Raw genomic sequence first — 13,317 nt, 5'->3', positions numbered from 1 at the left:
GTGTCGGAGAGGAAGCGGGCGAGCTGGCCGAGGTTGGCGGGGCCGCCGTGGGCGAGGTAGGCGTGGGCCTCGGCCGCGATGCCGACGGGCACCGTGGACGCCTCCATCAGCTGGGCGTCGGGGGCCTGTTCGCCGGTGAGGACGACGACGGGCCGGTCCCCGGCGAGCAGCAGATCGAGCCCCTCCTGCCAGGCGCGGATGCCGCCGAGCAGCCGGACGACGACGAGGTCGGTGCCGTCCAGCAGGGCGGGGAGGTCGTCGAGCGCGAGTCGTGCGGGGTTGGCGAGCCGGTACGGGACCGGGCCCCCGTCGGCGGCAGCCGCGCGGGCGCTGAGCAGGTCGGTGTCGGAGGTCGACAGGAGAAGGATCACGCGGCGCTCCCCAGGGCGTCGAGGTGCGCCCGGGGTGCGCGGAGCCGGAACGTGCGCATGCAGCGGCAAGCCTTCCTCGGGGTCCGCGCCCCGGGCGGTGGGAAGACGGCGGGAGTTCCTGACTCGCGCGGCATGGCTGCCGGGCTCACAGTGGCGGGACCGTGCCGGAATCTCACCGGGCTTCCTCCCCTGGCGCCGTCTCTGGCGTCTGGCGGTACGGGCCCGCCGAAGGGCCATAGTAGCGATCCGCGGCGCGGCTGCCGAGGGGGGACCGTGCCCCTGACCGGGCCGAACGCGGGTCCGGCGGGAGCCGTGGGCGAGGGCGGGGCCGGTGCGTTCCCAGCAGCCGTCGGTATGCTCGCCGCCATGCCGCGTCGTGAGTCAGGACCCCCCGAACCCCCCGGCCGTACCCACGGCGACCGGTGCCCCGGCGCGCTGCGGCTGCACGCGGCGGACGACGGGGCGCTGGCCCGCGTCCGGCTCCCCGGCGGGCTGCTGACGGCCGAACAGGCCGCCGCGCTCGGCCGGTTGGCGGAGCGGTTCGGCGACGGTCACCTGGACCTGACCTCGCGTGGCAACGTGCAGCTGCGCGGCCTCGACGCCGGCTGCGGCGACGCCGTCGCGCAGCGGCTGCGCCGGCGCGGGCTGCTGCCGTCGGAGCGGCACGACCGCATCCGCAACGTGGCGGCGTCACCGCTGTGCGGCCTGGATTCCGTTTCCGGGCCCGGCGCGGACGCCGCCGTCCCGGTCGACGTCCAGGCGTGGACCCGTGAACTGGACGGGCTGCTCTGCGCCGACGACGCGGACGGCGCTCCCGCCGATCTGACCGCGCTCTCCGGCCGGTTCCTCTTCGGGCTGGACGACGGCCGGGGCGACATCGTGGCCCTGCGTCCCGATGTGACATTGATCGCAAGCGGCCCCGGGCAGGCGGACCTGTGCTTCGGCGCCGCCGGTCCCGGCCTGCGGATCGCCGCCGCGGACGCGCCGCGCGCCGCCGCGCTGGCGGCGGCGGAGTTCCTGGCCGCGGTCCGCGCGAGCGGCGGGGCGGCCTGGCGCGTACGGGACCTGCCGCCCGCGCTGCGCCCCACCGCGGACGGGCGCGCGGTACGGCTCGCGGACGCGGGCATCGCCTCCGTCCCGCGCCCCCGCCCGTACCTCCCCCTCGGCCGTCCGGCCGAACCGGGCGTGGTGTACGGCCCGGACGGGCGCTGCGCCCTGTCGGTGACGGCCCCCTTGGGGCGGCTCACCGTCGCGCAGTGGCGGAGGGTCGTCCGGATGTCCGCGAAGCAAGGGGCCGACGGTGAGATCCGGGTGACGCCGTGGCGGGGCCTCGTCGTCCCCGGTTTCCCCGCCGAGGACGGGCCGGAGCTGCTGTCCTGGCTGGAGGACGAGGGATTCGTCACCTCCCCCGGCTCCGCCTGGCACCGGGCCGGGGCCTGCGCGGGACGGCCCGGGTGCGCCAAGTCGCACGCGGACGTCCGCGCGGACGCGGCGGCCTGCCTCATGTCCCCGGAGGCGGCCGCGGGCCTGCCCGTGTACTGGTCCGGGTGCGAACGCCGGTGCGGGCACCCGGGCGGTGACGCCTGGGTCGACGTCCTGGCGACGCCCGACGGCTACGAAGTCGCCGTACGGGAGGCCGCATCGGACGGCACCGGGCCGGAAAGGGTACGGAGGGCGGACCTGGACCTGCTGCCCGGAGCGGTGGCGGCCGCCCGGTCGACAGCGACCCTCACCCCCTGAGCCCCCACAGACGACGGGCGGTGGCATGGCACGACGCCACCGCCCACGGAACCACCCCACAGCGACAGCAATAGCAACAGCGACGAGCGAGGCAGAGTGTTCGAGTACGAGAAGGACGGCGCGGCCATCTACCGTCAGTCCTTTGCCACCATCCGCGCCGAGGCGGACCTCGGCGGGCTGCCGCCGGACGTCGGCCGGGTCGCGGTACGCATGATCCACGCCTGCGGGATGGTCGATCTCGTCCAGGACCTCGCCTACAGCCCGCGGGTCGTGGCGCGGGCGCGGGAGGCGCTGCTCGCGGGCGCGCCGATCCTGTGCGACGCCAACATGGTGGCGAGCGGCGTCACCCGCAAGCGGCTGCCCGCGGACAACGAGGTGCTGTGCACGCTCGCCGACCCGGCCGTGCCGGAGCTCGCGCGCCGCATGGGCACCACGCGCAGCGCGGCCGCGCTGGAGCTGTGGCGCGACAAGCTGGACGGCGCGGTGGTGGCGGTCGGCAACGCGCCGACGGCCCTCTTCCGGCTCCTGGAGATGGTCGCCGAGGGAGCACCGCGCCCGGCCGCCGTCATCGGCATCCCCGTGGGCTTCATCGGTGCCGCCGAGTCCAAGGAGGCGCTGGCCGCCAGCCCGCTGGGGCTGGAGTACCTGGTGGTGCGGGGCAGGCGCGGCGGCAGTGCCATGGCCGCGGCCGCGATCAACGCGATGGCGAGCGAGGAAGAGTGAGCGAGCAGAAGACCACGGGACGGCTCTACGGAGTGGGGCTCGGCCCCGGCGACCCGTCCCTGATGACCCTGCGGGCCGTCGAGTGCATCGCGGCGGCCGACGTCGTCGCCTACCACAGCGCCCGGCACGGCCGCAGCATCGCGCGCTCCATAGCCGAACGCCACCTGCGCCCCGACCACATCGAGGAGCGGCTGGTCTACCCCGTCACGGTGGAGACCACGGACCACCCCGGGGGCTACCGGGGCGCGATGGAGGAGTTCTACGAGGAGGCGGCGGCGCGGCTCGCCGCGCACCTGGACGCCGGGCGCAGCGTCGCGGTGCTCGCCGAGGGCGACCCGCTCTTCTACAGCTCCTACATGCACATGCACAAGCGGCTCGCCGACCGCTACCCCACCGAGGTGGTGCCCGGCGTCACGTCGGTGAGCGCGGCCGCCGCCGCGCTCGGCACCCCGCTGGTGGAGGGCGAGGAGGTGCTGACGATCCTGCCGGGCACCCTGCCCGAGGAGGAGCTGACGGCCCGTCTGGCGTCCACCGACTCGGCCGTGGTGATGAAGCTCGGACGGACGTTCCCGACGGTGCGCGGCGCGCTGGAGCGCTCCGGGCGGCTGGCGGACGCGCGGTACGTGGAGCGCGCCACGATGGCCGGGCAGCGTACGGAGCGGCTGGCGGAGGTGGACCCGGAGTCGGTGCCGTACTTCTCGGTGGCGGTGCTGCCGAGCCGCGTCGATGCCGTACCGGCGGCCGAGAAGCGGGGCGAGGTCGTGGTGGTGGGGCTCGGCCCCGCCGGCCCGCTGTGGCTGACGCCGGAGGCCCGGGGCGAGCTGGCGGCGGCGCAGGATCTCGTCGGCTACAGCACCTACATCGACCGGGTGCCGGTCCGGCCCGGCCAGCGCCGGCACCCTTCCGACAACAAGGTCGAGTCCGAGCGCGCCGAGTTCGCGCTGGACCTGGCCAGGCAGGGGCGGCGGGTCGCGGTCGTCTCCTCCGGTGACCCCGGGGTCTTCGCGATGGCGACGGCGGTGCTGGAGGTCGCCTCGCAGGACCCGTACCGCGAGGTGCCGGTGCGGGTCCTGCCCGGGATGACGGCCGCCCACGCGGCGGCCTCCCGCGCGGGGGCGCCGCTCGGCCACGACTACGCGGTGATCTCGCTGTCGGACCGGCTCAAGCCGTGGGAGGTCATCGCGGAGCGGCTGCGCGCCGCGGCCGCGGCCGACCTGGTGCTGGCCCTCTACAACCCGGGCTCCCGCAGCCGCGTCTGGCAGGTCGGCAAGGCCCGCGAACTCCTCCTGGAACACCGGACCCCGGACACGCCGGTGGTCCTGGGCCGCGACGTGGGCGGGCCCGAGGAGAGCGTCCGCATCGTCCGGCTCGGCGACCTCGATCCGGCGGAGGTCGACATGCGGACGATCCTGCTGGTGGGCTCGTCCCAGACGCGTGCGGTCCGGCGGGGCGCGGGGAACGGCGAAGAGGTCGTCTGGACGCCGAGAAGGTACCCGGAGGCATGACCGGCCTCACAGTCCGAGGAAGGTGACCTGCCGGATGTAGACGCGCTGGTGGCGTGGGATGACCTGGTACACGAACATGCCCGATGCGTCGACGGTCTCCTCCTGCATACGGGGCGAAGGACCTGTGTACTTCGCCCCGTCGAGGTAGAGGGCCGCGGCGGCGCGGACGAGTTCGTCGGCACGTTCCTCGACCATGGCGACGAAGGCCAGGTCGTCGATGCCGCCGATGACATATGCCGGGTCGGGGTCGTACTCCCAGGACCAGGCGTCAGCCACCGGTCACCGCGGTTCGTGCGTCGTTGTGGACGGCCAGACATTCGTCCATGGCCTCGCGCCATCCGGAGTCGTCACGGTCGAGGGCGTTCGCCCGGTCCAGGGCCACACGGTAACGCGCGGCCAGGGCGGGGCGCCGCTCGATCTCGATCTCCGTCGCCCACTTGATCTGGAACACCCGGATCGGGTTGAACGAGGCGTGTCGGGTGGCCGCTGTGAACGCCGTGTCACGATCCGCCTGGAACTCGGCGAGGCGGGAAGGAGCGACACGGGCGAGCGCTGCCCGTAGCTCGGGAAACGTCATCCCGGGCCGCGGGATGATCTCGGCCGGCTCCTCGGCGTGCTGTGCGGTCACTGCTCCTCCGTCCGTCCGGTGTTCTTCGCACCGTACCGGCTCGGACCCCGGTGGCGGAGAGAAACAGCCGATCACGCATGTCGGCCGAGGGTGCGCCGGACCCACGCTGCCGCCCCCTCTGCATCGGCCACCTCCGGCACCCCCGTCGGCACAGCCGGCCGCCGCACCACCACGACCGGGACGGACGCCTCGCGCGCGGCGACCAGCTTCGCGGCCGTCGCCTCCCCGCCCGAGTCCTTCGTCACCAGGACGTCGATCCGGTGCCGCCGCAGCAGTTCCCGTTCACCGTCCACGGTGAACGGGCCCCGCTCCAGGACGGTCTCCATCCGGGACGGCATCGGCGGTTCGGGGGCGTCCACGGAGCGTACGAGGAACCACATATCCTCGAGGTGCGCGAAGGCGGCCAGTCCCATGCGGCCCGTGGTCAGGAACACCCGCTCCCCCAGCGCGGGCAGTGCCCGTGCTGCCTCGTCCAGCGACGCGACGGACGTCCAGCGGTCCCCCGGGCCCGCGGTCCATCCGGGGCGGCGCAGGGCGAGGAGCGGGACGCGGGCGTCCGTGGCCGCCTCCGCCGCGTTGAAACTGATCGTTCCGGCGAAAGGATGGGTGGCGTCGATGAGCGCGTCCACCTGCTGCTCGCGCAGCCAGCGGGCCAGGCCGCCGGGCCCCCCGAACCCTCCGACGCGTACCTCTCCCACGGGCAGCCGCGGCGCGGCGACGCGCCCCGCGAGGGAGCTGGTGACCCGCAGGGACGGGTCGGCGGCGAGTTCGGCCGCGAGGCGGCGGGCCTCGGTCGTGCCGCCGAGGATCAGGACGTGGCGCGCGGCGCCGCTCATGACGTGGTGCCTTTCCGTCGGTGCCCGGTCGGCCCAGCCTAAGGCCGGGGGCCGGCATGGCTGACGGCAAGGTGACCGGCGGGCGTTCCGCGCAGCTCGCGCACACCGGGCTGCGGCACGGCTGGACGACGGGCGCCTGCGCGACGGCCGCGACGACGGCGGCGTACACGGCGCTGCTCACCGGGGAGTTCCCCGATCCGGTGACGATCACGCTGCCCAAGGGACAGACGCCCGCGTTCGCGCTGGCCGCCGAGGAGCTGGCCGGCGGCCGGGCGATGGCCGGGATCGTCAAGGACGCGGGGGACGATCCCGACGTGACGCACGGCGCGCTGATCCGGTCGACGGTGCGGGTGCTGCCGCCGGGCTCGGGCGTGGTGTTCCGGGCGGGTCCGGGCGTGGGGACGGTGACCCGGCCGGGGCTGCCGGTGCCCGTGGGCGAGCCCGCGGTGAACCCCGTGCCCCGGCAGCTGATGCGCGATCACGTCGCCGAGGTGGCGGCCCGGCACGGCGGCTCGGGCGACGTGGAGGTCGAGCTCTCGGTGGACCACGGCGAGGAGATCGCCCGCTCCACCTGGAATCCGCGCCTGGGCATCCTGGGCGGCCTGTCCATCCTGGGCACCACGGGCATCGTCGTGCCGTACTCCTGCTCCGCCTGGATCGACAGCATCCGGCGCGGCGTGGACGTGGCGCGCGCGGCGGGCCGTACGCATGTGGCGGGCTGCACGGGGTCGACGTCGGAGAAGGTCGCGGTGGCCGTGCACGGGCTGCCGGAGGACGCCCTGCTGGACATGGGCGACTTCGCGGGCGCGGTGCTGAAGTACCTGCGCCGCCACCCGGTGGACCGGCTGACGATAGCGGGCGGCTTCGCGAAGCTGTCCAAGCTCGCGGCGGGCCACCTCGATCTGCACTCGGCGCGCTCCCAGGTGAACAAGGACTTCCTCGCGGAGCTGGCCCGCCGCGGCGGCGCGGACCCCCGTCTGACCGCCTCGGTCGCCGCCGCGAACACGGGCCTCGACGCGCTCCAGCAGTGCGCGGCGCGCGGCGTCCCCCTCGGCGACCTCGTCGCCGCCACGGCCCGCGACGAGGCCCTCGCCGTCCTGCGTGGCGCGCCCGTGGCCGTGGACGTCATCTGCATCGACCGCGCGGGCACCATCGTGGGCCAGGCCGGTCCGAAGGGCCCGCGCGGATGAGCGCCGTACGACGGCGCTGCGCCCCGTAAGGGGCGCGGGGAACTGCGCGACCAGCCCTCACCGGCCCGCAGACGCGAACGAAGCGCACGATCCGCCCCGGTGGGCGCAGGACCACACACCCGCACGGAAACAGCGCGGGCCCGGGGCGAAGCCCCATCAGTTCCCCGACCAGCGCCAGTTCGCCACCTCCGGCAGGTCCACGCCGTGTTCGCGGATCCACGCGTGGTGCCGGGTGCGGGCGTCCGCCATCGCCTGGCGGACCGCCACCGCGCGCACGCCGAGGCCGGGGACGCGGTCGACGACGTCCATGACGAGGCGGAAGCGGTCGAGGTCGTTGCTGACGACCATGTCGAAGGGGGTGGTCGTGGTGCCCATCTCCTTGTAGCCGCGCACATGCAGGTGCGCGTGGCCGGTGCGGCGGTACGTGAGGCGGTGGATCAGCCAGGGATAGCCGTGGTAGGCGAAGACGACCGGTCTGTCGGTGGTGAACAGGGCGTCGTACTCGGCGTCGGGCATGCCGTGCGGGTGCTCCTCGCGCGGCAGCAGGCAGGTCATGTCGACGACGTTGACGACCCGTACGGCCAGCTCGGGCAGGTGGTGGCGGAGCAGGTCGGCGGCGGCCAGCACCTCCTGGGCGGGGACGTCGCCCGCGCAGGCGAGGACGACGTCGGGCGGTCCCTCGCCGGTCTCCGTGCCCGCCCACGGCCAGGCACCGGCGCCGCGCGCGCAGTGGGCGCGGGCCTCGTCCAGGGAGAGCCAGTCGAAGCAGGGCTGCTTGCCCGCGACCACCACGTTGACGTGGTCGCGGCTGCGCAGCACGTGGTCGGCCACGCACAGCAGCGTGTTGGCGTCCGGCGGCAGGTAGACGCGGACGACCTCCGGTGACTTGTTGAGCACGTGGTCGACGAAGCCGGGGTCCTGGTGGGAGAAGCCGTTGTGATCCTGGCGCCAGACGTGCGAGGTGAGCAGGTAGTTGAGGGAGGGAACGGGGCGGCGCCAGGGCAGGGTGCGGGCGGTCCTGAGCCATTTGACGTGCTGGTTGACCATGGAGTCCACGATGTGGACGAATGCCTCGTAGCAGGAGAACAGCCCGTGTCTGCCGGTGAGGGTGTAGCCCTCCAGCCAGCCCTGGCAGAGGTGTTCGGAGAGGACTTCCATCACTCTGCCGTCGTGGGCGAGGTGTTCGTCGGTGGGCAGGGTCTGTTCCTGCCAGGCCTTGCCGGTCGCGGTGTAGACGTCGTCCAGCCGGTTGGAGGCGGTCTCGTCGGGGCCGACCAGCCGGAAGTCCCTGCGCTCGGCGGTGTCGGCCATGATCTGCGCGAGGAGGCCGCCGAGCACGCGGGTGGGCTCGTGCAGGGCCGTGCCCGGCCGGTCCACGGGGACGGCGTAGTGCTCCAGCGGCGGCAGGGGCAGGGCGCGGGTGAGCAGGCCGCCGTTGGCGTGCGGGTTGGCGCCGAGGCGCCGTGCGCCCTCCGGTACGAGCCGGAGGACCACCGGCAGCGGGTGCCCGTCCGCGTCGAAGAGCTCTTCCGGACGGTACGAGCGCAGCCAGCGTTCCAGCAGCCGCAGGTGCTCGGGGTTGTCACGGACCCCGGCCAGCGGGACCTGGTGGGCGCGCCAGGTGCCCTCGACCGGGAGTCCGTCGACCTCGGCGGGGCCGGTCCAGCCCTTGGGCGTGCGGAGGACGATCAGCGGCCAGTGCGGCCGGTCGGTGATGCCGTCCTCGCGGGCCACGCGCTGGGCGGTGGCGATGTGGTCGAGGGCGCGGTCGAAGGCGGCGGCCAGCGCGCGGTGCACCGGCGGCGGGTCGTCGCCGGAGACGTACAGGGGCTCGTGGCCGTAGCCGCGCAGCAGCCGGTCGAGCTCCTCCTCGGGGAGGCGGGCGAGGACCGTCGGGTTGGCGATCTTGTAGCCGTTGAGGTGGAGGACGGGCAGGACGGCGCCGTCGTGGACGGGGTCGAGGAACTTGTTCGCGTGCCAGGACGCGGCGAGCGGGCCCGTCTCCGCCTCGCCGTCGCCGATGACGCAGACGGCGAGCAGGCCGGGGTTGTCCAGGACGGCGCCGTACGCGTGGGCGAGGGCGTAGCCGAGCTCGCCGCCCTCGTGGAGGGAGCCCGGGGTCTCCGGGGCGACATGGCTGGGCACCCCGCCGGGGAAGGAGAACTGCCGGAACAGCCGCTCCATGCCCTCCGCGTCCCGGGGCACGTCCGGGTAGATCTCGGAGTAGCTGCCGTCCAGCCAGGAGTTGGCGAGCACGGCGGGGCCGCCGTGGCCGGGGCCCCAGACGCACACGGCGTCCAGGTCGCGTGCGGCGACGACACGGTCGAGGTGGGCGTGGACCAGGCTGAGCCCGGGTGAGGTGCCCCAGTGGCCGAGCAGGCGCGGCTTGATGTGCTCGGGTTCCAGGGGAACGGTGAGCAGCGGGTTGCTCAGCAGATAGATCTGTCCGACGGTCAGGTAGTTGGCCGCCCGCCAGTGGGCGTCGAGGGCCGCCACGTCGGCGTCGTCGATTTCCTGGGGCTCCTGTGGCATGGCCCGCGGGGTACCCGGCAATACGCCCGTGAAACGACCCGGCTCGCCGGGGCACCCCAGGACACTTGTCACCCTCCGCACACCCCCAGGTGCTCCGAGTCGCACAAACACCGGAGCCGAGTGATCCTGAGGGGACCGCGAGGCAGCGCGGCTCCACGCGTCAGCGAGGGGACGAACCGTGACGATGGACGGGACAAGGCAACGGCGGCGCGTCCGTGACGCGCCCGACACGGCAGAGGCGTTCGCGCTCCTGGCGGCCCTCCCCGGCGGCGCGGAGCGCGACCGGCTGCGGCAGGACGTGATCGCCGCGTGGCTGCCCATGGCAGAACGGATCAGCCTGCGCTTCCGCACCAGCGGCGAGAGCCTCGCGGACCTGCGTCAGGTGGCGGCCCTGGGGCTGGTGAACGCCGTCGACCGGTACGACCCGCGGCTCGGCCACGCCTTCGAGACCTTCGCCGTCCCCACCATCACCGGCGAGCTCAAGCGGCACATCCGGGACCACGCGTGGTCCGTGCACATCCCGCGCCGGGACCAGGAGCTGCGTACGGCGGTGCGCTCGGCGCAGTCGGCGCTCGGGCACCGGGGTGCCGCCGACCCGCCGACCCCGGCGGAGCTGGCGGCGGCGAGCGGCCTGACGGAGGAGGAGGTCCGCCGGGGCCTCGCCGCCGAGGGGGTGCACCACACCCTGTCGCTGGACCACCCGGTCCTGGGCGCCGACGACCTGCCGCTGGCCGAGACGCTCGGCTGCGCGGACCTCGCGCTGGACCTCGTGGTCGACCGGCAGGCGCTCACCCCGCTCCTGAAGGCGCTGCCGGAACGCGAGAAGTACGTGCTGTACTGGCGCTTCTTCGGCAATCTCACCCAGAAGCAGATCGGCGCCCGGCTGGGCGTCTCGCAGATGCAGATCTCCCGCATCCTCAGCCGCACCTGCGCGCGGCTCCGACGGGAGCTCCTCGGCCAGGGACCGCCCGGCCGCAGCCCCGCGCCGGGCTGAGCCCGGCGCTCCGCTCCCCCGTACTCCGGGGAATGCGGCAGCTCCGAGTTTCCCGAGCGGATTTCCCGAGGGGATTCCCGGTCGGTTTCCCGACGGTTTCCCGACCGGTTTCCCGAACGGCAGGAGGCGCACGACCATGATGTCCGGACACACCCACCTGACCCCCGACCTGCCGCCGATCGTCGAGGTCCCGGACCTGCCCGGCGCCCAGCGGCCGCGGGGCGGCGAGAGCGGCGCCACCGAGGACGGGGCGGACGGAGTGGACGGGGTGCCCCCGGCCGCACATGGGGGTGGCGCCCACCACGGTGACCGTGATGGGCGCCACGAACGCGCTGGCGAGGACTCCGGCGGCTGACTGTGGCCCTCTCCGGCGCGGGTCGCGCGGAGCCGGCTCAGGCGGCTCCGGGCAGTCGACCCACCTGACTGACCTGCAGCCGGACTACCAGCCGTGCTCACCGTGGTGGTGCTCGCCGCCGTGGTGGTGACCGTGCTCGAAGTGCTCGTGCCGCTCCACGTCCGAGTTGATGCAGGTGTTGCCGAAGGTGGGGTTCAGCAGGCCGACGATGTCGATCGTGTTGCCGCACAGGTTGATCGGGACCTGGATCGGCACCTGGATGACATCACCGGAGAGGATGCCGGGGGAGCCTACGGCCACGCCGTCCGCGTCGGAATTTGCGGAAGCGACCCCCGCGGCACCGGTCAGCACGGCACCGGCTGCGAGTGTCAGGGCGGCGGCCTTGGCGATACGCGACATTGGCTAAACCTTTCGTATGGGTGTTGTGCGGCAATTGTTGCCGGAGAATCCAGTGGGATTCGCCAAATATCGGCACCGAACACCATAGTTAACCCGGAAAGCTCAATAATTCATATGGGATGCCCGATGCTTTCCGAGTCGCCCTTGAATACGAAATAGCCTGGCCGCACCGACAATTCCCGGAATTGCGGCGAAGAGGGCCGGGCGGCCGCGACGGGGGGAAAGTCACCCAGCGCGTTGACGCGATGGCGCACCGTGGCGGCGCCCCTGCCCCGGCCTGCGCGGGTTTGGCGTGATCGCCCTCGGCTACGTACAGTTCTTCGAGGCTTCATATAGATCAGACGAACTGGGAAACGACAGCGCCGATGACGGTCACAGAAGAAAACCGCGACGCTGCGGTCCACCAGTCGGGCATCGACCCGGAGCGCATGGCGATCTGCCTGAGCGTGCTCGAGGAGCTCGACGAGCTGCCGGTCGACCACCCGGACGCGGTCCGGGTGCGCCGCGCCACCGCCGGCATCTACCGGATGGTCAAGCAGCGCCGCCGCCAGGAGCGCCGGGCCGCGAAGACCGCCAACGACAAGGCCGTCACCGAGGCCACGGCCACCGGCTCCGCCGACCGCATCGACGACGAGACGCAGGGCATCCTGCCCAGCTCCACCGCGCTCGGCGAGATCGCGGGCATCCTGGAGCGGCCGCGCTCCTGCTACACCTGCAAGTCCCGCTACGTCGAGGTCGACGCCTTCTACCACCAGCTGTGCCGTGAGTGCGCCGCCTTCAACCGGGCCCGCCGCGACGCCCGCACCGATCTGACGGGCCGCCGCGCGCTGCTCACCGGCGGCCGCGCGAAGATCGGCATGTACATCGCGCTGCGCCTGCTGCGCGACGGCGCGCACACCACCATCACCACGCGCTTCCCCAACGACGCGATCCGCCGCTTCAAGGCCATGCCCGACAGCGACGAGTGGATCCACCGGCTGAAGATCGTGGGCATCGACCTGCGCGACCCGGGCCAGGTCGTGGCGCTCGCCGACTCGGTCGCCGCCGCGGGCCCGCTGGACATCCTGATCAACAACGCGGCCCAGACCGTGCGCCGCTCCCCGCAGGCGTACAGCGAGCTGGTCACCGCCGAGTCCGCGCCGCTGCCCGCGGGCGAGCTGCCGTCGGCCGAGATCATCGGCGCGTTCGGCAGCGGCACGGTGGACGCCGTCGCCGCACTGCCCGCCGCCCGCGGCGAGGGGCTGACCGCGCAGGACGTCACCGACCTGGCGCTGGTCGGCGGCTCCGCCTCGCTCGCCCGGATCGAGGCGGGCACCGCCATCGACGCGGGCGGTCTCGTCCCGGACCTGATCGACACCAACAGCTGGATCCAGACCGTCTCCGAGGTCGACCCGGTCGAGCTGCTCGAAGTGCAGCTGTGCAACTCGACCGCGCCGTTCATCCTCATCAGCAGGCTGCGCCCGGTGATGGCCGCGTCCCCGGCGCGCCGCAAGTACGTGGTGAACGTCTCCGCGATGGAGGGCGTCTTCAGCCGCGGCTACAAGGGCGCGGGGCACCCGCACACCAACATGGCCAAGGCGGCGCTCAACATGCTCACGCGCACCAGCGCGCAGGAGATGTTCGAGTCCGACGGCATCCTGATGACCGCCGTCGACACCGGCTGGATCACGGACGAACGCCCCCACCCCGACAAGGTGCGGATGGCCGCCGCGGGCTTCCACGCCCCGCTCGACCTCGTCGACGGCGCGGCGCGGGTGTACGACCCGATCGTGCGCGGCGAGGAGGGCGAGGACCTGTACGGCTGCTTCCTCAAGGACTACGCGAAGGGCAACTGGTAAGAGGGCGCCCCGTCAGGGGCGCGGGGAACTGCGCGACCAGCCACAACGGACCCGCAGCCGCCGACGGACCTCACGAGGCACCCCAGTAGGCTCGGGGGCTCCGGGGGCGAAGCCCCCGGTCACAGAAGCGGGGCGCCCCTCACCGCCGCACACGCGGACGCAGCGCCGCATACTCCAACGGCGCCGACGGATCGACGGAGACATCC

Annotated in this window: 12 protein-coding genes, 1 pseudogene and 1 riboswitch; of the genes and pseudogenes, 7 read left to right on the top strand and 6 right to left on the bottom strand. The window is 73.6% G+C overall.

Annotated elements, in window-relative coordinates:
• Nucleotides 1-371 (bottom strand): annotated as a pseudogene (locus tag K6I34_RS17930) (cobaltochelatase subunit CobN); the annotation flags it as partial.
• Nucleotides 372-463: 92 nt separating this feature from the next.
• Nucleotides 464-613: riboswitch (cobalamin riboswitch) on the bottom strand.
• 124 nt (nt 614-737) lie between these two features.
• Between K6I34_RS17930 and K6I34_RS17925 the strand changes: the two are divergent.
• The 3 genes from K6I34_RS17925 (at nt 738) to K6I34_RS17915 (ending at nt 4,339) form a co-directional block, all read left to right on the top strand.
• Nucleotides 738-2,111 carry a cobalamin biosynthesis protein CobG gene (locus tag K6I34_RS17925; protein ID WP_229327279.1) on the top strand — a complete coding sequence of 458 codons (1,374 nt, stop codon included), beginning with the start codon at nt 738-740 and terminating at the stop codon, nt 2,109-2,111.
• Between the two features lie 96 nt (nt 2,112-2,207).
• Entirely contained in the window at nt 2,208-2,834 is a 627-nt protein-coding gene (locus K6I34_RS17920) for a precorrin-8X methylmutase (RefSeq protein WP_229327278.1), read from the top strand.
• Nucleotides 2,831-4,339, top strand: coding sequence for a precorrin-2 C(20)-methyltransferase (locus tag K6I34_RS17915; protein WP_229327277.1), 1,509 nt, complete (start codon nt 2,831-2,833; stop codon nt 4,337-4,339). Before K6I34_RS17920 ends, K6I34_RS17915 begins: the two co-directional genes overlap by 4 nt.
• 6 nt (nt 4,340-4,345) lie before the next feature.
• Here the strand turns inward: K6I34_RS17915 and K6I34_RS17910 are convergent, their stop codons facing one another.
• The 3 genes from K6I34_RS17910 to K6I34_RS17900 all read right to left on the bottom strand — a co-directional run bounded on the left by K6I34_RS17910 (nt 4,346) and on the right by K6I34_RS17900 (nt 5,803).
• Entirely contained in the window at nt 4,346-4,615 is a 270-nt protein-coding gene (locus K6I34_RS17910) for a hypothetical protein (RefSeq protein WP_229327276.1), read from the bottom strand.
• Complete coding sequence (locus K6I34_RS17905) at nt 4,608-4,967, bottom strand: hypothetical protein (protein WP_229327275.1); 360 nt, start codon at nt 4,965-4,967, stop codon at nt 4,608-4,610. The genes K6I34_RS17910 and K6I34_RS17905 overlap by 8 nt, the downstream gene beginning before the upstream one ends.
• 71 nt (nt 4,968-5,038) lie before the next feature.
• Nucleotides 5,039-5,803 carry a cobalt-precorrin-6A reductase gene (locus K6I34_RS17900; protein ID WP_229327274.1) on the bottom strand — a complete coding sequence of 255 codons (765 nt, stop codon included), beginning with the start codon at nt 5,801-5,803 and terminating at the stop codon, nt 5,039-5,041.
• A 56-nt stretch (nt 5,804-5,859) separates the two neighbouring features.
• Here K6I34_RS17900 and K6I34_RS17895 point away from each other — a divergent pair, with 56 nt between their 5' ends.
• On the top strand, nt 5,860-6,993 hold the full coding sequence (locus K6I34_RS17895) for a cobalt-precorrin-5B (C(1))-methyltransferase (protein ID WP_229327273.1): 1,134 nt from the start codon (nt 5,860-5,862) through the stop codon (nt 6,991-6,993).
• 156 nt (nt 6,994-7,149) lie between these two features.
• On the opposite strand, the gene K6I34_RS17890 is transcribed toward K6I34_RS17895, so the two are convergent.
• Nucleotides 7,150-9,525: a phosphoketolase gene (locus K6I34_RS17890; protein WP_229327272.1), complete on the bottom strand. Its 2,376-nt coding sequence runs from the start codon at nt 9,523-9,525 to the stop codon at nt 7,150-7,152.
• 184 nt (nt 9,526-9,709) lie between these two features.
• On the opposite strand from K6I34_RS17890, the gene K6I34_RS17885 reads away from it, so the two are divergent.
• Together K6I34_RS17885 and K6I34_RS17880 are read left to right on the top strand one after the other, a co-directional pair.
• Nucleotides 9,710-10,519 (top strand): SigB/SigF/SigG family RNA polymerase sigma factor, encoded by an 810-nt coding sequence (locus K6I34_RS17885; RefSeq protein ID WP_229327280.1) that lies wholly within the window; start codon nt 9,710-9,712, stop codon nt 10,517-10,519.
• A gap of 136 nt (nt 10,520-10,655) precedes the next feature.
• Complete coding sequence (locus K6I34_RS17880) at nt 10,656-10,874, top strand: hypothetical protein (RefSeq protein ID WP_229327271.1); 219 nt, start codon at nt 10,656-10,658, stop codon at nt 10,872-10,874.
• An 84-nt stretch (nt 10,875-10,958) separates the two neighbouring features.
• Here K6I34_RS17880 and K6I34_RS17875 read toward each other — a convergent pair whose 3' ends face one another.
• A complete protein-coding gene (locus tag K6I34_RS17875; protein ID WP_229327270.1) occupies nt 10,959-11,273 on the bottom strand; it encodes a chaplin in 315 nt (104 codons plus the stop codon).
• A 365-nt stretch (nt 11,274-11,638) separates the two neighbouring features.
• Between K6I34_RS17875 and K6I34_RS17870 the strand changes: the two genes are divergently transcribed.
• The gene (locus K6I34_RS17870) at nt 11,639-13,111 is read left to right on the top strand and encodes an SDR family NAD(P)-dependent oxidoreductase (RefSeq protein ID WP_229327269.1); all 1,473 of its coding nucleotides are present in this window, start codon (nt 11,639-11,641) and stop codon (nt 13,109-13,111) included.
• Nucleotides 13,112-13,317: the final 206 nt, after the last annotated feature.

It is taken from the genome of Streptomyces sp. UNOC14_S4 (genome assembly GCF_020740835.1).
Lineage (GTDB): Bacteria > Actinomycetota > Actinomycetes > Streptomycetales > Streptomycetaceae > Streptomyces.
The sequence above is the reverse complement of the archived record's forward strand: the minus strand, read 5'-3'. Positions and strand labels throughout refer to the sequence as shown.